Here is an 18,268-nt window from a genome sequence, read left to right as displayed (position 1 = left end):
CTACCCGGGCGCCTCCGGAAGGACCGCAGGCGAAGATCGGCGCTGCGACCCCCGACCGGCAGTTATTTTGCCCTGCCCGGTCGCGGTCGCTAGGGTCCGCCGGTGCCGCTCGGTCTGCCCCCCGTCGTCGCGCTCCTCGTGGGGCTCGTGCACTGCATCGCCGGTTACAGGTTGTTCCCGCTGGTGCTCGGCCTCTACGGCCTCGTGTTCGGGGTCGGCGCCGGCGCCGCCCTGGCCGCGATCTGGTTTCCGGGACAGGTCCTCACGGCCAGCCTGATGCAGGTCGGCGCCGGCCTGCTCGCTCTCGGCGCGGCGCTGGCGTACTTCCGGATCGGCGTGTTCGCGATCGGCGCGGTCGCGGCGTTGCTGCTGACCTGGGCCGCGGCGCCGGTGGTCGGCGGGGTCTCGTGGCAGGTCCAGCTGCTCCTGGCCTGCGTGGCCGGCAGCGCCAGCGTGGTGGTGTCGCGGGTGGTGCTCATCGTCGCCACCGCGATCACGGGCGCCGCCCTGGTGGTGCGCAGCGCCGAGGTGATGGCCGAGAGCCCCGTCCGCTGGCTGACCGACCTCACCGCGCTGCCGTGGACAGGTGCCCTCCCCGACGCGGTCCCGGAGGTCGTCGCGTGGGCCGCGCTGGCCCTGCTCGGGATCGCAGTGCAGCTCGCCACGACCGCGCGCCGCTAGCCGTGTCCGGCCTCCAGGGCCGTTGCTGGCGCAAGGCCAGCGTGGGATAACGCGGTCCCGATGCCCCCCATCCATCCCCGTCGCTACGCGCGCAACCACGTCTGGGCCGAACTCGCCGGGGACAGCGTGCTCGTCGGGATCAGCGCTCGCGCCCTCGATCAGCTCGGCGAGATCACCGACTTCGCCCTCCGCGTCCAGCCCGGCGACGAGCTCGCGCCCGGCCAGTGCTTCGCGGTGCTCGAGAGCGCCAAGGCGGAGATCGAGCTGTTCACCCCCCTGAGCGGCGCAGTGGTCCGCGTCCACGAGGGCCTCGACCTCGCGCCCGCCACCATCAACGACGACTGCTACGGCGAGGGCTGGATGATCGCGGTGCGCCCGCCCGACCTCAGCGAGTTCACCGCCCTGCTCGACGCCGAGGCCTACAGCGAGCTGCTCAAGACCGCGGCGGCCTGCGTGTGACCTGTCCTTCGGGGCAGGCCACGTCGCCTGTCCTGAAGTTCATGTCTCGGAACCACGAGTGATCTGCCCCGAGGGACAGGTCACTTCAGCTCGAAGGCCCCGCGGCTCGGCGGCTCGGACCAGCAGCCGAATTCCCGGTCGCCCGTGAGCTCGGGCAGCGGCGTGCCCGAGCCGACGGCGGGGCCGCCGGGCGTGAGGTGGTAGTCCGCAGCGAGGTCGACGAGCTGCGGATCGACGCCGGTGATCGGGTCGGTCTCGGCGACCGGGAGGTCGCCGGCCGGGCTCGACTGGTCGGGCGCGTCGGCGGCGAACCAGAGGTTGGTCGTGAAGGTGAACGTCTCCGGCGCAGTGTTGCCGCCGATGTTGACGTACGTCGAGATCGCGGCGCGGTCGAACACCACGAGGTTGTTGACGAACCGGCCGCCCGACGCCGGCGCGAACGTGAACTCCTGGTTCGACACCGTCTCTTGCAGGATCCGCAGCAGCCAGTGCTGCGGGCGGATGATGGTGTTGTTGGCCGCCAAGCAGTCGACGCAGCCGACGAACGCCAGCGGCGTCTCGCCGCCCTCGATCACGTTGGCGATCACGCGGATGTCGCGGGCTTCCGCGTTGGTGCCGTTCATCGTCAGCGGCGGGCGGAAGAACTCGAAGCCGGTCGAGCCGCCCATGTTCACCGCCCGCTGGCCGCAGTCGAGCATGGTGTTGCCGCGGATCTCGATGTCCTCGCTGCCGCCCTTGGCCTGGACCGCGTTGCCGCCGTTCTCGGCGAACCAGTTGCCGACGAGCAGGCCGTGGTGACAGCCGACGTGATCGATCGCGCTGCCGCCCCCGCCGCAGCGCTCGAACTGGCTGTCGAGCACCCAGAAGTCGTTGAGGCCCGACAGCTTGAGGCAGTCCTGGTTGCCGCCGTCGCCGATGTCGTGGATAAAGAGGCGCTCGAACGCGACGAAGCGGGTCGCCTCGGGATCGTCGACCGCGCCGCCGTCGTCGACGTTGACGCCGTTGCTGCCCGCCTCGGCGATCTCGAGGTCGTGCAGGACCAGGTGGCGGACGCGCGACAGGTGCAGGGCCTCGCCGCCGCCGGTGATGAGCGGGCGCTCGCCGAGCGGTTCGCCGCCGATCCAGATCGGCGCGTCGGCGGTGCCCGCGAGATCGCTGAGGAAGACGTCGGGGGCGTAGGTACCGGGGTGCAGGCGGATGCCGGCGCCCGGCGTGACCTTCTGCGCGGCCGCCTCGAGGGTCTGGCACGGCGACGCCTCGGCGCCGCAGTCGGGCCCGTCGGCCCCGTCGGGCGCCACGTGGATCAGCGTCGTGGGTTGTTTGAAGGTGGCGAAGTGGGAGGCGTCGCCGCAGGCCGGCATGGGACCGGGGCCGGTGTCGGGCCCGTCGGTGGTCGCGGCCTCGGTGGTGCTGGTGCCGGGGGTCGTCGAGGTCGAGGCGGTCGACGACGTCGAGGTCGGCGGCGCCTCGGTCGGGTCGGTGGCGCTCGAGGTGCTCGTGGTGCCGCTGTCCGTGGTCGCGGTGGTCGAGCCGGCCTCGCTCGTCCCGGTGTCGGTGTCGAGGGTGTCGCCCTTCTCGCCGCCGCACCCGACGAGCGCCAGCGCGGTCAGCAAGGATGCCGTCATCGCGGGTCGCATGCGGCCACGATAACCCGGGCGCGGCCGTCGGGGCACCCGCGGACGATGCAATGTTCGGCCCGATCTGCGGCGGGAGAGCGAGGACTTCAGGCACCACCGCCGCGGCCGCTGCACCGCGGCCATCGTCTCGGGCGAGGTACGACCTGTCCGTCGAGACATGTGAAGGCGCAGGAGCGCGCGGCAGCGAACGTCACCGCGATGGACCCGCCGCGCACGTCCCTTCGCGGCGGCGACCTGTCCCTTGCGACACATTGAGATCGGCTGGCAGGACGGCGACCGTCCCGCGTACCGCTTCGCGGCGACGATATGTCCCCTGGGACATGCTGAAAACGAGATGCGCAGGAGCGCGCGGCAGCGACCGTCACGCCGCGAGGACCTGCGCCGCGCACCTCTCTGCGCGACGATTACATGTCCCTTAGGACATGCTGAACCGAAGCGGCGCAGGAGCGCGCGGCAGCGACCGTCACGCCGCGAGGACGTCCGCCGCGCACATCGCTTCTCGGTGATGATATGTCCCTTGAGACATCTTGAAACGAACGAGCGCAGGAGCGCCCGACAGCCACCCTTCACCGCCTCACGCCGCGAAACGAGGTGCGCGGCGCGGGCCCGTCCGACCTGTCCCTTGCGACATCTTGAAGCTGACCTTCGGGGCCCTGGAGATCCCCGGAGGCCGCAGCATGCACCGCGCACGCCGCTGCACGGCGCTCTCCGAAGCTCGAGCGCTCGCGCCCGCCGGCGCCGGAACGTCGCTCTCCGCGAGCCCCGGCCGCCGGTACGGCTCGGGGCCCGCAGCGCTCCACGCGTGGACATGTCCCTTGCGCCAGGTCAGCGCGCGCCCGCTGGCGCCCCCACGGCCTCGCTCGATGGAGACGACGCACCGTCCTCGTCCCACGCGGGCTGTCGCCGACCGCAGATCGGCGTGCTAAGGTCGCCCGCGTGTCCGACCCGCTCGCCGGTCCGCCGCTCGCCGTTCGCCTGCACGCGCTCGCGGCGGCCGGCGTGCTGGAGCCCGCGGCCCTGGAGCGCGGCCTCGAGCTCATCGGCCGCAAGCCCACGGCCGACGCGTGGTACCGGTTCGCGCGCTTCCACCTGATCATCCTCGGCACGGTGCTCGTGGTGGCCGGCGCGATCTTCTTCGTCGCCGCCAACTGGGACGTGTTCTCGCCGCAGACGCGGATCGGCCTGGCGGCCGCGGCGATGGCCGCTGCGACCCTCGCGGGCGGCTGGATCGGCCTCGACAGGCTCAGCGGGCGCGCGGCGGCGCTGGCCGGCGGCCTGCTGTTCGGGCCGCTCCTGGCCCTGGTCGGCCAGGTCTACCAGACCGGCGCCGACGCGTTCGAGCTGTTCCTCGCCTGGTCGGCGGTGCTGGCGGGCTACGCCCTGGCGACCCGGTTCGTCGGCGCGTGGATCACTGCGCTCCTGCTGGCAGTGGTCACGACCTATCTGTGGATCGGTCAGGCGCTCGGCAGCCACCCGTTCGCTACACCTGGCCTTTGGGTCAGCCTGGCCGGCGGCGCGGCCTTGACCGCGCTGGGGCTGCACCGCCGGGCCGGCCGCGGCGCGAGCGATGCGATCGGCGCGGTCGCGCTGGGGCTCGGCTGGTGCATCGGCTTCGCCCACGGGGCGACCGCGATCGGAATCGACGGCTGGCCTTCGGGACAGCCGCTGGCGCTGCTGCTGGCGCTGGCCCAGCCGGTCGTGATGCTGCAGCTCGGCCGCCGGATCGGCGACTTCGGCCTCGAGCGGCTCGGCGTCGCCGCGCTGTTCGGCCTGCTGACCGTGGCCGAGGGCAAGCTGGTGTTCGACGTGCTCAACGCCAAGGTCGGCGGCCTCCTGATCATGGGCCTGCTCCTCAGCGTGCAGGGTTACGTCGGCGGCGAGTGGTTCCGCGCCCGCCGCTCGCGAGGGGAGGACGCGGCGTGAGCACGCGAGGCTTGCTCGAGCAGCTGGCCGACGAGGGCCTGGTCGATCGCGCTGCGCTCGACGCCGCGACGCCGCTGGGCAAGCGGGCCCGCGACGCCCTCGCCGGGCTGACGGGCGAGGGCCTGCGGCTGCAGCAGGCCGGCGCCTCGGTGTCGGTGTGGCTGGGCGCGCTGCTGCTGGCGATCTTCCTCGTGGAGATGGAGATCACGGAGGTCGTGCCGCTCGGCCTCGCGCTCGGCGCGACGGGCCTCGGCCTGGCCGCAGCGCTCGCGCGCGGCTCGGCCAGCCTGCTCGAGCTGCAGCTGCGCTGGATCGCCACCATCGGCGGCCAGATCCTGATCCTCGTCAGCCTGAGCGAGGTCGTCGGCGACGACGAGGCCCTGTGCGTGGCGACGATCCTCCTCCAGGCCGTCACGGTCTGGCTGGTCCGCGACCTCGCCATCGGCGTCGCCTCCATCCTGGTCGGCGCCGGGGCCCTGCTGGTGCTGGCGGCCGAGCTGCACGTCGGCGCTTTCGGACATGGTCTTCTGGCCCTGTTCCTCGGGACATGTATTTGCGGCCTGTGGGTGCTGCAGGCGCCGCTGTCCGCCCGGCTCGGCCGGCTGTGGCAGCCGCTGGCCTACGCGCTGCCGCTGGCGGTGTGGGGGCCGATCACGATCGGCGCCGGCGGCCGCCACGGGAGCCGAGCTTCGGACGCGCTGCCGATGCTGTTCGGGAGCTGGGCGGTCGAGGCGATGGCGCTGTCGGCCGGCTGGGCGGCGCTGTCGACCTGGCTGATGGTCCAGGCGGGGCGCGAGCGGCCGGAGCTGCGCGGGCGGGCGCTGGCGGCCGCGCTGGTCGGGATCTGGCTGACCGCGCTGCTGGGCCTCGACACGCCGGGTCTGAGCGCCGGACTGACGCTGCTGCTCCTCGGGCAGCTGCGCGGCAGCCACAGCCTGCGCCTGTTCGGCCTGACGGCGATCGGCGGCTTCCTGTTCTTCTGGTACTACGAGCACGGCTCGACGCTGCTCAGCAAGTCGATCGTGGCCGTCAGCCAGGGCGTGTTGTTCCTGCTGCTCGCGGGGCTGTTGCGGCGCAGGGCCGTCCGGCCGCGCGAGGTCCAGGCCCGCCCGCTGGCGGCGCGCATGGCCGACCTGCGCTGGCTGTCGCTGGCGCTCGGGCTGGGTCTGGCGATCCCCGGCTGGGTGGTGACGCAGAAGGAGCAGGTGCTGTCGGCGGGCGAGACGGTGCTGCTGCGCCTCAGGCCCGTCGACCCGCGCTCGCTCATGCAGGGCGACTACATGGAGCTGCGCTACGAGCTGGCCGCGCTGCCCAACATCGAGGCCATGGCCCCGCGCGGCGCGCTGATCGTCACCCGCGACGCCGACGACGTGGCGCAGTTCGTCCGCGTCGACGACGGCCGCGCGCTGGCGCCAGGGGAGCTGCGCCTGCGCTACCACAAGCGCGGCGAGGCGGTCAGCTTCGGCGCCGAGACGTTCCTGTTCCCCGAAGGCGAGGGCCAAGAGCTCGAGGCCGCCCGCTACGGCGAGCTCGCCGTCGCCGAGGCCGGCGACAGCGTCCTCATCGGCCTGCGCGACGAGGCCCGCCGCCCGCTCGGCACCCGCCTGCACGACCGCTGAGGTCCGCTCGGTGCTCCATCACGGACGCGGAACACTGCGCAGCGCCGGACGCTGCCCCTGCCCTCGATCGGTGATTCTCTCGCATGCCCGCGAGAGCATGTCCATATGGACATGCTCTTTTTGACATGCTCTTTTCGACATGCACGAATAGACATGTAACGATGTACATGTCTATTCGACCATGGACTCACGGGCGCAACCGATCGCAAGCGTGTCGAAGGAGGCCCTCGCCCCGCGGCTCACGCCTGCGGCGCGCGGCCCGAGCCGACGCTGGCGCCGATCAGCCGCGCCGGGTCGATGCCGACGGCCGCGAGCGCCTCGTGCCACATGATCTCGGGCGCGGTGTGGAACAGCCACGGCACCGGGACCCCTGGCGCGTCGCTGGCCGGCTCGCGCAGCGGCACCGCCAGCCAGCTGCCCTGGGCCATCTCGGACTCGAGCTGACCGGGGCCCCAGCCGGCGTAGCCGAGGAACACCAAATAATTGCGACCTGCCCCGCCGAAGCGGTTGTCGCTGACGCGGCGCACGCCCTCGAGCGAGGCGGTGAGGAACGCTCCGGGCGCGACGTCCTCGGCGAGCGGGTCCCACTGCGACTGATCGTGGAGGAGGAACGCGCGCACTGGCTCGACCGGGCCGCCGAGGCGCAGCCCCTGATCGGCCGGGCCCTCCCAGCGCAGCGTCACCGCGTCGGCGAACTCCGCGATCGTCGTGGGCAGGCGGTGATTGATGACCAGCCCGAACGCGCCGCGCTCGGAGTGATCGATGATGAAGACCACCGAGCGCACGAAGTTCGGATCGACCAGCTGCGGCACCGCGCACAGCAGATGACGAGAGAGACCGGCGGCCCCAGCAGGGGAGCGTTCAGCCGGCGATCGCACGACATCGATGGTCACGGGGATCGTTTTGGCACGAAGCCCGCGAGAGTGCCAGAGGTCGGACTCGAACCGACACGAGGGGCTACCTCAACGGATTTTGAGTCCGCCGCGTCTACCGATTTCGCCACTCTGGCGCGAGGAGCGGCGAAGCGTTTAGCACGGGCGCCGGGCTGCTCGCAAGCCCGGCCGAGCGGCGCGTCACGCTGCGCCGGCCTCGCCCCGGGCCCGCGAGGGTCTGGGGCCCCTCGGACATCGCCTCGCCGAGAGCTGTGCCCGCCCCTGCCCGCCAGGCGACGCTGCCGCGGCAACGCCCGCGGCCCGCGCTCGCGGCCTCTCAGGGCGTCTCGGGCTCGCCGAGGCGCACCTCGACGTGGCCTGGGCCGGCGTCGAGCCAGATCTTCACGTGCCCGCCGCCGACCGCGCGGCGGAACGAGCCGCTGGTGATGGTCGACACGGTGCCGGTCTGGACGCGGATCGACTTCCCCTTGAGGTCGAGGTCGAGATCGGCGTCGGAGCGCAGCCACACGCGCACGTCGCCGCCGGCGCGGACCACGACGTCGTTGCCGCCCGCGCCCGCCTGCCACACCTCGACGGTGCCGTGGCGAGTGCTGAGGTCCATGTTGCCGGCCGACTCGACGCGCACGCGGCCGTCGCCGGTGCGCACTGCGATCCCGCCGTCGCCGCCGTCGATGTCGATGTCGCCGATCTCGACGTCGACGCCGATGTTGCCGACCACGCCGACGACGTCGACGTCGCCGAGCCCCGTCTGCAACTCGAGGTCGAGCGTGGGCGGCAGCCGGATCTCCTCGACCTCGAGGTCGACCTGGTCGTCGACCGCCAGCGGCACCACCGCGCCGAGCCGCGCGAACCCGCCGGTCACGTCGAACACGAGCCGCGGCGTGCGCGCGTTGGCTTTGGCCACCTTCTCGCTGCCGCCGGCGGCCCGCCACTCGCCGCGCAGCTCGAGGCCCGTGGCCATCGGGTCGCCGACCACCGTCAGCGGCGTGTCGGGCAGGTCGACGCGCACCGTCTGGACGCCGGTGAGCTGCCAGGTCGCCTCGACCTCGGCCTCGCTGCGGTAGCCGAACACGCAGCCCGCCGCGCCGGCCGCGAGCGCCACCAGCATGGCCGTACGGACATGTCCGAGCAGCCAGTGTCCCGAGCGACAGGTCCGAAAGGCCAGCATCAGAAGTACACCCCCAGGCCGGTGCCGAGCTCGAGCGTGATCGCCTGCTTGGGGATCGCGCCGTCCTGGCGGTAGTAGCGGGCGGCGCCGAGCGGGGCGCTGATCCGCGGGACGATGTCGATCGACCAGCGATCGAGGATGAACAGCCGCAGGTCGAGCTGGCCGTACGGGATGGCGGCGACCGCCGCGGTGCGCGGCGGCTTCTCGCCCTCGGGCACGGCCGGCGGGGTCCCGCTGGCGAACGCGCCCTGGACGATCGCGCCGGCGGCCAGCGACAGCCACACGCGCCCGCGCTCGAGCACCCGGTACTGCAGCCGCGGCCCGCCCTGCAGCACCGCGCGGCCGGGCCCGAACTTGAGGCCGAGGTCGGTCAGACCGACGCTGAAGCGCGGCGCGACCTGACCGAGCACGCCGACGTTCCAGTCGGCGTACAGCTGGGCGGCCGGATCGCCGGCGCGCATACCCACGGTCGCCATGCGCCGCAGCTCGAGCGACACCTTGTGGCGGCTGTGCGGCTTCGGCGTGCGCTTGCCGATCGCCCCGGCGTAGGCGTCCATCACCTGCGCCATGTAGAGGAGGTGCAGGCCGCCGGTCAGGAGCCCGAGGCCGGCCGCGCCGACGACGTCGGAGGCGAAGGTGCGGCCGTGCGCGCCCGGGGTGGCCGCGTCGGACGGGTCGCGGGTGAGCGCGAGGCCGAGGGCAACGCCCCCGAGCGACACGGCCCCGAGCAAGAAGCCGGCCCCGCGCGCGTACTCGCGGTTGACCATCTGACCCAGGCCCGGCACCAGCGCCGACAGGATCGGCGAGACCGGACGGCGCCAGTTGCCGTCGCGCGCGGCCGCGGACCGGCCGACGCGGACGACCGGTCCTGGCGTCGGCCCCTCGTCGCGCACCATCGTCAGCCCGGTCGGACCGACCTGCACGTGCGTACGCTCGACCACGGGCACGACCAGGCCGTGCGGCGCGTCCGGGCTGCGGACCACGTACTCGCCCGGCGCCCCGCGCAGCAGGATCGTCTGGCCCGGGCCGACGGCGTACGAGCCGAGCAGCTTGCCCCGCGGCGAGGTCACGACGACCTGCCCGCCCTGCCCCGCGCCCGACAGCTCCAGCGTCGCCTCGCCCGGCTCGGGCGGCGGCACTGCCACCGGCGCCGGCCCGCTCGGACCCATCGGCTCGAGGCGCGACGCCGGCGCGGGCGTGCCGCTCGTCACCGGCGCGGCGGGGCTGTCCTTTTCGACCTGCTCCGAGGACCCTGTCCCCTGCGACATGTCCGCGGGAACCTGTCCCTTCGCATCATCGCCGGCCGGCGCCGGCTGACCCGGCAGCGGCCCCCACGGGACCGGTGACGCGCTCGGACCGGCGGCCGGCGGTGCGGCCAAAGCGACGATCAGCGCGCAACGAAGCACCTGCCGGTTATAGGCGCCCCCCCGCCCCGGCGTCCAGTGCCCAGATCGCCGCCCGCCCGCTGCAGGCCGCGGATCTGCGGCAGCCCGGCGGCGCCGGTCCACGAGTCCAGGCGTCGGGCCGGCCCTGCGCATCGGCCGACACCCGACGCCTGGCGAACGACAGAACGCCGGCGCCGGGGCGACGCGCACCGATCCGCGGCTCGAACGAACAGCCCGGCGGCGGCAGCCCTCGCCGCTGACGACGAACGACGGACCCCAGCTTCCTCGTCACGCGAGCGTCCAGCATGGGATCGCCGACGGGCCGGCGGGGACCACCTCGTCGCCTCTCGTGAGCGCCCAGCCCACCGAGTCACGGCTGGGACCGACTGCCGGGCCGCGAGAGCCGCGTGCCGGCTGGTCCCTGAGCGACGAACCTCGGCTTTCTTGCCTCGATCGGGAGCCCAGTTCGGGCGCGCGCTACCAGGCCGGCGGCGGCCGTCTGACGCCTCGCGCGAGCGCCCAGCGCATGCGAGCGCTGGCGTGCACGACGGCACCCGCTCGGCGGCCAAGCGCGTCGCGGCAACTCGGCAGCGAGCGACGAGCCCGGCCTCGTCGTTTCGCGCGAGCGTCCGGCTCAGGCGAGCACGGACAGACCGGCCGCGACCGCCTCGTCGCCTCGCGCGAGCGCCCAGCTCATGTGATCGCTGGCGTGCACGACGGCCGCGGTGCCGTCGGGGCGGAGCAGGATCAGCCCGACGGCGGCTCCGTCCCAGCGCGTCGACACCTCGCGCACCAGGCCGGCGGCCAGGGGCGTCACCGCGTCGCTGGCCGCGCCGCGGACCCGCTGCAGCGCCGCGTAGGCGAGCACGTGGGTCAAGATCGCCTCGCCGAGGCCCGTCGTCGCGCAGGCGCCGAGCTCCGGGTGCGCGTAGAGGCCGGAGCCGACCATCGGCGTGTCGCCGACGCGACCGGGCAACTTGTAAAGCACGCCGCCGGTCGAGCCGGCCGCGCACAGCTCGCCGCGCGCGTCGAGGGCGACTGCGCCGACGGTGTCGGCGCGGTTGTCGAGCCGCTGCCCCGCGCGCACCGCCGCGAAGTGGGCCTCGGCCTTGGCGGTCCACACCTCCTCGCGGCCGAAGTGGCCGACCCCGCGCTCGCGGGCGAAGCGGGCCGCGTTGTCGCCGACCAGCAGGCAGTGGCGGGTCTCGTTCATCACCAGCGCCGCCAGCAGGATCGTGTCGCGGACTTCGCGGACCCCGGCGACCGCGCCCGACCGCAGGTCGCGCGAGCGCATGATCGCGGCGTCGGCCTCGAACACCCCGTCGGCGTTCATGCACGCGCCGCGGCCGGCGTTGAAGCCCGGATCGTCCTCGAGCGCGCGCACGGCCGCGAGCACGGCCGCCTCGGCGCTGCCGCCCGCCAGCAGCACCGCCTGGCCGGCCGCTGCGGCCGCGTGCGTGCCGGTCACCGCCGACCCGCGCAGGTCCTCCGCCACCGTCCCCGCGCCGCCGTGCACCACGATCACCGGTGTCGTCACCGCGTCCTCCTCTCGCGCCGGCCGCGACGCGCGTCGATGCCGTACGGGCGCGGCACGTCCGGCGTGCCGGCGGCCTTGAGCCCGCGGCGCTCGGCCCGGTGCATCGCCCGCGCCTCCCCGCGCCCCCCGTGGTCGTGACCGAGCAGATGGCACAGGCCGTGGACCACCAGGACGGTCGCCTCGTCGAGCGCCGCGGCCGCTTCGGCAGAACCTTCGACCATGTCCGGAAGGACAGGCTCTTTCGGACCGGTCTCGATGACCAGGCCCCATAGGACCTGTCGCTTGATACCTGTCCTCTCCGACACGTCGGAGATCCCCAGGCGAGCCCGCGCCTGGCGCCGGACCGCGTCGACGCTGACGACCACGTCGCCCGCCGGCGCCCCAGCCTCGCCCGGCCCCAGCGGCCCGGCCGGGAACGACAGCACGTCGGTCGGCCCGACCTTGCCCATGTGCTCGGCGTTCAGCCGGGCGATCGCCGGGTCGTCGACCAGGTGGCAAGTCACCGCCCCGCCCGCGCCGATCCCGAGCCGCCGGGCCGCGCGATCGACCCGCCGCGACAGCGCCTGCACGAACCACCGCGGGGCCTTGCGCCGCGGGGCGACGGTGAAGCGGATCCGGCTTCGACCTGACGCGAAGGACAGGTCCTCGGCGTCGGCGAAGCGAAGGGAGAACGCGTCGTCGCCGGCGAACTCCGCGTCGGCCTCTTCGACCGCGTCGGCCTCTTCGTCCGAGTCGTCTTCCTCGTCCGAGTCGGCGTCCTCGTCCGAGTCGGCGTCCGAGTCGAAGTCCTCGCCTGCGTCGAGGTCAGCGCCTTGTTCGTCGTCTGCCGGGCCCGTCTCGATGTCCGCGTTCGCCTCGCCGCCGCCAGCGTTCACGTCGCCTCGCTCGTCCTCGTGCGCATCGGCCTCGTCGTCGTTGTCGTCTGCGTCCGCGTCGACGGCGTCCGCGTCGTCGTCATCAGCGTACGCCTCGTCGTCCGCGTCGTCATCGGCGTACGCCTCGTCGTCCGCGTCGTCGTCATCGGCGTCGCGCAGTTCGACCTCGTCGGTGTACGCCTCGTCCGTCGCGTCCGCCGCGTCGTCGGCATCCGCCGCGTCATCGTAGGCCTCGTCGTTCGCGTCGCCCTCGTCGTCCGCGTCCGCCTCGCCATCGGCGTACAAGTCGTCGTCTGCTTCCGCGTCCGCCTCGCCATCGGCGTCCGACTCGTCGTCTGCTTCCGCGTCCGCCTCGTCATCGGCGTCCGACTCGTCGTCTGCTTCCGCGTCCGCCTCGTCATCGGCGTACGACTCGTCGTCCGCGTCCGCCTCGTCATCGGCGTACGACTCGTCGTCGGCTTCAGCGTCGGCCTCGTCATCGGCGTCCGACTCGTCGACCTCGTCGTCTGCTTCCGCCTCGTCGGCATCCGGCTCGAGATCGTCCTCGTCCGCGAGCTCCTGGCCTCGCTCGTCCCCGTCTCCCGCCGCTGGCTCGCCTGCGTCCTCGGCAAGCGGCGCGCCGCGCCTCACGACCTTGCCCTGGCCGGTCGCTCCTGTCTGTTCGCCGGCCGCACTGCGCCCCGCCCTCGTTCGCCGCGTCACTTGTGGCCTCCGGACAGCTCGAGTTGGTCGTGCCTCCGCACCCCGACGAACACGCCGAGCATCCCGCCGTCGAGTTTGCCAGCGCCGGTGTCCGCCCGCTCGCCGGCCGCGTTGCGTCCCGCCCTCGTTCGCCGCATCACGCGTGCCCTCCGGACAGCTCGAGACGGTCGTGCATCCGCATCCCGACGAACGCGTCGCGTCCCCCACGGTCGAGCTTGCCAGCGCGGGCGCCTGCCTGCGCGCCGGCCGCGTTGCGCCCCGCTCTCGTTCGCCGCATCACTCGTGGCCTCCGGACAACTCGAGACTGCCGCGCAACCGCGCCCGAACAACACGTCGAGCCGCCCGCGGTAGAGCTTGCCAGCGCCGCGTCACTTGCGGCCTCCGGACAGGTCCAGCCGGTCGTAGACCCGCGCCCCGACGAACACGTCGAGCACCACCCGGTCGAGCTTGCCGGCGCGGGCTTCGGCGTGGAGGATGTCGAGCGCCATTTCCACGGGCACCGCTTTTTTGTACGGCCGGTCGGCGGCGGTCAAGGCGTCGAAGATGTCGGCCACCGTCATCATGCGCGCCTGGATCGGGATCGCCGCGGCCGCCGCGCCCCGCGGATAGCCGCTGCCGTCCATGTACTCGTGGTGCATCCCGGCGATCTCGGGCACTCGCCGGAGCCGCTGGCCCCACGGGATCTGGCGCAGGAACTCGAACGTGTGGCGCACGTGGTTCTGCACCTCCGAGCGCTCGTGCTCGGTCAGGCTGCCGCGAGCGATCCGCAGGGCCGTCAGGTGGGCGTCGTCGAGGATCCGCAGGACCTTGTCGGGCGTGTGGCTGCGGGCCGCCGCGACCTCGTGGATCTCGGCCTCGACCGCCTCCGGCAGCAGCGCCGGTTCGTTGGCCCGGCGCACCACCTCGCGCCAGCGCTCGATCTGCAGCAGCTCCGCCGTGAACGCCCGCCGCGCCGCCTCGACGTCGATCGTGCCGGTGCGCAGCGCCACCAGCTCGCGCTCGGCCAGCCTCAGCCGCGCCGCGGTGCGCAGGTGGTCGAGGCGCTCCTCGACCAGCGTCAGCTCCCAGTCGAACAGCTTCTTCGCCTTGACCAGCACGTGCTCGCGCACGCCGACCTTGCCGAAGTCGTGCAGCAGCCCCGCGACCTCGATCTCGCGCAGGTCGTCGGTCGAGAACTTCACCTCGGCGAGCGGCCCGTCGGAGCGGTCGACCGCCTTCGCCAGCGCCACGGTCAGGTCGGCCACCCGCTGGCTGTGCCCGCTGGTGGTCGGGTCGCGCTGCTCGATCGCCGTCACGCTGGCGCGGACGAACCCCTCGAACAGCGCCTGCACCTCCGCGTAGAGGTTGGCGTTCTCGAGCGCGACCGCCCCCTGGGTCGCCAGCGCCAGGCAGACCCGCTCGTCGGCGGCCGAGAACGGCCGGGTGCGGCGGCCGAAGTCGGCCGGCCAGGCCAGCGGATGGCGCCCGTCCTTGGCGTTGATCAGCTGGACCGCGCCGATCACCTGGCCCTCCGGGGCGCGCATCGGCACCGTGAGCAGCGAGCGCGTTTGGTAGCCGAAGCGCTCGTCGAACGAGCGGTCGTGCACGAACGCGCGGCCGAGCGCGGTGCGACCTGTCTCCGAGTACATGTCCTCGAGGTTGATGATCTGGCCGGTCCGCACGCACGCGCCGACCACCGAGGCGTCGGAGACCGGCAGTGTGTGGTCGCGCAGGTCGGCGGCGACCGAGTCGTTATGGGCCACGCGGAAGCGCAGCGTCGCCCCGTCGTCTTCGACCACGTAGATCGAGCCGGCGTCGGCGCCGGTGATCGCCCGCGCGTGGCGGACGATCAGCTCGAGCACGCGACGGGGGTCGCGTTCGCGGTTGAGCGCCAGGCCGACTTCCACCAGCTGATCGGCGACGCGGCTCTGCAGGATGGCCTCGACCGCCAGGAGCGCCTCGTCGATGGCCCGCCGCAGCCGCCCCGTCGAGGTCGGCAGCGCCAGCGCGTGCGCGCGGTGGGCCGGCATGCGCCCCAGCGCCGCCGCCAGCGAGCGTTCGGGGCCGACTACCAGCACCACGTCGAACTCGGGCGGCACGAACCCGAGCGCCTCGACGATCGCCAGCCGGGCTCGCCCGCGCCCGATCACCGCGGCGCGCAGCGTGCCGCCGAGTTCGGTGACGTACTGCACCCGACCGAACGCCGGATCTCTGGCCAGCTGCCGGAGATAGGCGAGCACGTCGGGGTAACGCAGCAGCCCCTCGTCCATCCGGCTCAGCGTACACCCGCGCGGCGCAGCGCCATGCACACCTTCGGGCGCCCCAGCGACGTGAGGACTCAAGACCCCACGACTGCCGGCTTTTCCGCCGGGTCTTGCAGCCAAAACACCTGCAGCTCGCCCTTGCCCTTGACCGCGAGCGACCCCCGCGGAACGCACGTAAATCGGCCCTGGAGGGCCGTGGCGACCGCTTCGGACACCTGGATCTCGCCGACCTGGCCGAGCGATTCCATGCGGCTGGCGGTGTTCACGGTGTCGCCCCAGAGGTCGTAAATGAACTTGCGGCGGCCGATCACCCCCGCCACGGCCGGCCCGCAGTGGAGCCCGATCCGCAGCCCGAGGGCGAGCTCGCGCGCGGCCACGAAGCGCGCGAACTCGACCCGCATCGCCAGCGCCATCTCGGCCATCGCCGCCGCGTGGTCGGCCCGCGGCGTCGGGATCCCCGCCACCACCATGTAGGCGTCGCCGATGGTCTTGATCTTCTCGAGCCCGCGCTCCTCCGCCAGCGCGTCGAAGCGCGAGAAGATGTCGTTGAGCAGCTCGACCACCACGTCGGGCGGCCGCTCGGAGGCGAAGCGGGTGAACTCGGCGATGTCGGCGAACAGCACCGTCGCCGACTCGAAGCGCTCCGCGATCGGGTGCAGCTTGCGCTTCAGCTGATCGGCCACGCGCACCGGCAGGATGTTGTGCAGCAGCTCGTCGGCGCGCTCCTTCTCGAGCTCGAGCTGGGTCAGCAGCAGCGCCGCCCGCTCCTGATTGGCCCGCGCCCGCGCCCGCGCCCGCTCGAGGCTGTCGACCGCCATGTAGAGGAACAGCGCCGACGCCAGCAGGTGGATCAGGTGGACGAAGAACGGCCGCACCAGAGTGTCGACCGACTGCCGCGGCGGCAGCACCCCCGCGCTCTCGGCCACCACGAAGCCCAGGGCCGCCGCCGCCGACAGCGCCAGGTACACCCACAACGCGCCCGGGCGCAGCAGCAGCGCCGCCAGCATCAGGATCGTCAAGTAGGCCGCGAGCGACGGGCTCTTGAGCCCGCCGTCGAACCACACCGCCACGGTCACGAGGATCCACAGCGTCACCACCAGGCCGACGCTGACGGCGCGCACGTGACCGCGGCGGACCACCACGCGCAGGCCCAGGAACAGCGCGATGACCACCAGGTTGAAGCTCATCAGCGGATCGATCGCCTGGCTCGCCGCCTGGAAGACGGTCGCCGCGCCGATCGCCACCGCGACGGCGACGAAGATCCGGTCGAGCATCACGCCGATCCGGCGCTGCTCGTCGACCTCTCCGTCCCACACCGTCTGCTCGGCGACAGGCACGTCCACGCCGAGGGTAGCGAAAGCTCGCCGCGCCGTGTTGACGCACCCCGACGCCGCGGCTAGCCTCCGCGCGATCGTGGCCGACCGGGACGACGACGCCGAGGCGCCGCAGCGCAGCGATTCCTGGCGCGTGGACGCCGGCCACGACGAACCGGGGGCGGCCGCCTCCCGCTCGCTCGACCGCGGGCCCCGAGCGTCGAGTCACGGCTCGGCTCGGCCAGTGACCGGCGAGCCGAGCCGTCCCCCGACCGCCGAGGCCGCGGCCGTCGACTCCAGTGGTTCCGTCGCCGAGCCCTGCCGACCCGCCCCGTCGGTTGCCGCCTCGAGCCGCCCGGTTGCCGTCGGCGCCGAGCCGGGTCGTCCCGTGGCCGCCGAGCCCTGCCTGGCCGCGTCGCCAACGGTTGCCGGGGACACCGAACCTCCCCGGCCCGCTCTGCCTGCCACCGACTCGCTCCGCCCTGTCGCCGCCGGGTCCTTCGCGGCCACCGGCACCTCACCCCGCAAGCGCCTGGAGCTGCGGCGGGCCGCCGATCTGGCCGACCTGCCGATCGCCCCGGCCGACCGGGCCCGCGACGCCGCGGCCGCCGCCAGCTTCCACGTCAAGGCGCCGCGGCGCTACCTCGAGCTCATCGACTGGGCCGACGAGCGCGACCCGATCCGGCGCCAGGTCATCCCCACCGCCGACGAGCTGGTGCACGACCCGCGCGAGCGCGAGGACCCGATCGGCGACGCCGCCCACAGCCCGGCCGCCCGGCTGACCCATCGCTACCCCGACCGCGTCCTGCTCTACCCGACCTATCAGTGCGCCGTGTACTGCCGGCACTGCTTCCGCAAGGAGTCGCTGGCCGACGACGACGCCGCCGCCTACTCGCTCGCGGCCCTCGAGCCGGCCCTGGCCTACATCGCCGCGCACCCGGAGATCCGCGAGGTCATCCTCACCGGCGGCGACCCGCTGATCCTCGGCAACGACCGCCTGGAGGAGCTGCGGCGGCGGATCGAGGCGATCGGCCACGTCCGCCTGCTGCGCCTCCACACCCGGATCCCCGTGGTCCTGCCCGAGCGCGTCAACGCCGGCCTGGTGCAGGCGCTCAAGGGCCGCCTGATGGTCTGCGTCGTCACCCACTTCAACCACGCCCGCGAGATCACCGACGCGACCATCGCCGCCGCCCGCACCCTGCGCGAGGCCGGCTTCATCCTGCTCAACCAGACCGTCCTGCTGAAGGGCGTCAACGACGACGCCGAGGCCCTGCGGACGCTGTTCCGCGAGCTGGTCTACGCCCTCGGGATCCGCCCCTACTACCTCCACCACTGCGACTCGACCCGCGGCCTGTCGCACTTCCGCACCACGATCGACCGCGGCCTCGAGCTGATGACCGCCCTCCGCGGCCACATCTCCGGCCTGTGCCTGCCGCACTACGTCCTCGACCTCCCCGGTGGCGACGGCAAGATCCCGCTCGGCCCGAGCTACGTGGCGGCGCGATCCGGCTTCGAGTGGAAGTTCAAGACCTATGACGCACGTGTGCGGGATTACTCGGAGATCGTCGCCGAGAATCCACCGCGCGATCGCTGAGCGTCACGGCTCGTGGTGGGGCACGACCCCTGCCTGAGACGACCGTGAAGGCGCCGGGCGTCCGGCCGATCGCCCCGACGGGGCCGACCCCGAGCTTGCCCGACGCGAGAACCGCAGCGGCCGTCCGCAGAGCCCCAAGAGCGCCCGACACAGCCGACCAACGCGAGAGCCCGACGACGCAGCCGGCTGACGCGAGAACCGCAGCCGCCGCCCGCCACCCTTTGAGGCCCAACGCAGCC

General features: G+C 73.3%; 13 protein-coding genes and 1 tRNA gene. 5 read left to right on the top strand and 9 right to left on the bottom strand.

The features are described from left to right. The first annotated feature begins 102 nt into the window (after positions 1 to 102). Complete coding sequence (locus tag O0S08_RS21830; RefSeq protein ID WP_269041138.1) at positions 103 to 681, top strand: TM7S3/TM198-like domain-containing protein; 579 nt, start codon at positions 103 to 105, stop codon at positions 679 to 681. A gap of 60 nt (positions 682 to 741) precedes the next feature. Further along, entirely contained in the window at positions 742 to 1,140 is a 399-nt protein-coding gene (locus O0S08_RS21825) for a glycine cleavage system protein H (protein ID WP_269041137.1), read from the top strand. Between the two features lie 80 nt (positions 1,141 to 1,220). Here the strand turns inward: O0S08_RS21825 and O0S08_RS21820 are convergent, their stop codons facing one another. Further along, complete coding sequence (locus O0S08_RS21820) at positions 1,221 to 2,777, bottom strand: right-handed parallel beta-helix repeat-containing protein (RefSeq protein ID WP_269041136.1); 1,557 nt, start codon at positions 2,775 to 2,777, stop codon at positions 1,221 to 1,223. 936 nt (positions 2,778 to 3,713) lie between these two features. Here O0S08_RS21820 and O0S08_RS21815 point away from each other — a divergent pair. Then, positions 3,714 to 4,700, top strand: a complete 987-nt coding sequence (locus O0S08_RS21815; protein ID WP_269041135.1) for a DUF2157 domain-containing protein — start codon at positions 3,714 to 3,716, stop codon at positions 4,698 to 4,700. Continuing rightward, positions 4,697 to 6,319 carry a GDYXXLXY domain-containing protein gene (locus tag O0S08_RS21810; protein WP_269041134.1) on the top strand — a complete coding sequence of 541 codons (1,623 nt, stop codon included), beginning with the start codon at positions 4,697 to 4,699 and terminating at the stop codon, positions 6,317 to 6,319. The genes O0S08_RS21815 and O0S08_RS21810 overlap by 4 nt, the downstream gene beginning before the upstream one ends. Before the next feature lie 239 nt (positions 6,320 to 6,558). Here the strand turns inward: O0S08_RS21810 and O0S08_RS21805 are convergent, their stop codons facing one another. The 8 genes from O0S08_RS21805 to O0S08_RS21770 all read right to left on the bottom strand — a co-directional run bounded on the left by O0S08_RS21805 (position 6,559) and on the right by O0S08_RS21770 (position 16,465). Continuing rightward, positions 6,559 to 7,131, bottom strand: coding sequence for a YqgE/AlgH family protein (locus tag O0S08_RS21805; protein ID WP_269041133.1), 573 nt, complete (start codon positions 7,129 to 7,131; stop codon positions 6,559 to 6,561). Positions 7,132 to 7,243: 112 nt separating this feature from the next. Continuing rightward, a tRNA-Leu gene (locus O0S08_RS21800) sits at positions 7,244 to 7,328 on the bottom strand. A gap of 200 nt (positions 7,329 to 7,528) precedes the next feature. Further along, complete coding sequence (locus tag O0S08_RS21795; protein ID WP_269041132.1) at positions 7,529 to 8,380, bottom strand: hypothetical protein; 852 nt, start codon at positions 8,378 to 8,380, stop codon at positions 7,529 to 7,531. Beyond that, on the bottom strand, positions 8,380 to 9,648 hold the full coding sequence (locus tag O0S08_RS21790) for a hypothetical protein (RefSeq protein ID WP_269041131.1): 1,269 nt from the start codon (positions 9,646 to 9,648) through the stop codon (positions 8,380 to 8,382). Before O0S08_RS21790 ends, O0S08_RS21795 begins: the two co-directional genes overlap by 1 nt. A 751-nt stretch (positions 9,649 to 10,399) precedes the next feature. Then, on the bottom strand, positions 10,400 to 11,302 hold the full coding sequence (locus O0S08_RS21785; RefSeq protein WP_269041130.1) for an isoaspartyl peptidase/L-asparaginase: 903 nt from the start codon (positions 11,300 to 11,302) through the stop codon (positions 10,400 to 10,402). Further along, positions 11,299 to 12,807, bottom strand: coding sequence for an rRNA maturation RNase YbeY (gene ybeY, locus O0S08_RS21780; protein ID WP_269041129.1), 1,509 nt, complete (start codon positions 12,805 to 12,807; stop codon positions 11,299 to 11,301). The genes O0S08_RS21785 and ybeY overlap by 4 nt, the downstream gene beginning before the upstream one ends. Positions 12,808 to 13,247: 440 nt before the next feature. Further along, on the bottom strand, positions 13,248 to 15,128 hold the full coding sequence (locus tag O0S08_RS21775) for an HD family phosphohydrolase (protein ID WP_269041128.1): 1,881 nt from the start codon (positions 15,126 to 15,128) through the stop codon (positions 13,248 to 13,250). A gap of 68 nt (positions 15,129 to 15,196) precedes the next feature. Then, positions 15,197 to 16,465, bottom strand: coding sequence for an adenylate/guanylate cyclase domain-containing protein (locus O0S08_RS21770; RefSeq protein ID WP_269041127.1), 1,269 nt, complete (start codon positions 16,463 to 16,465; stop codon positions 15,197 to 15,199). Positions 16,466 to 16,823: 358 nt separating this feature from the next. Between O0S08_RS21770 and O0S08_RS21765 the strand changes: the two genes are divergently transcribed. Further along, positions 16,824 to 18,029: a KamA family radical SAM protein gene (locus tag O0S08_RS21765; protein WP_269041126.1), complete on the top strand. Its 1,206-nt coding sequence runs from the start codon at positions 16,824 to 16,826 to the stop codon at positions 18,027 to 18,029. The last annotated feature ends 239 nt before the right edge of the window (positions 18,030 to 18,268 follow it).

It is taken from the genome of Nannocystis punicea, assembly GCF_026965555.1.
GTDB lineage: Bacteria > Myxococcota_A > Polyangia > Nannocystales > Nannocystaceae > Nannocystis > Nannocystis punicea.
The sequence above is the reverse complement of the archived record's forward strand: the minus strand, read 5'-3'. Positions and strand labels throughout refer to the sequence as shown.

What these genes read in the sequence shown, in the direction of transcription:
- O0S08_RS21825 (WP_269041137.1), top strand. Translation starts at nt 742, where the DNA reads ATGCCCCCCATCCATCCCCGTCGCTACGCGCGCAACCACGTCTGGGCC.
- O0S08_RS21820 (WP_269041136.1), bottom strand. Translation starts at nt 2,777, where the DNA reads ATGCGACCCGCGATGACGGCATCCTTGCTGACCGCGCTGGCGCTCGTC.
- O0S08_RS21795 (WP_269041132.1), bottom strand. Translation starts at nt 8,380, where the DNA reads ATGCTGGCCTTTCGGACCTGTCGCTCGGGACACTGGCTGCTCGGACAT.
- O0S08_RS21790 (WP_269041131.1), bottom strand. Translation starts at nt 9,648, where the DNA reads ATGTCGCAGGGGACAGGGTCCTCGGAGCAGGTCGAAAAGGACAGCCCC.
- O0S08_RS21775 (WP_269041128.1), bottom strand. Translation starts at nt 15,128, where the DNA reads ATGGACGAGGGGCTGCTGCGTTACCCCGACGTGCTCGCCTATCTCCGG.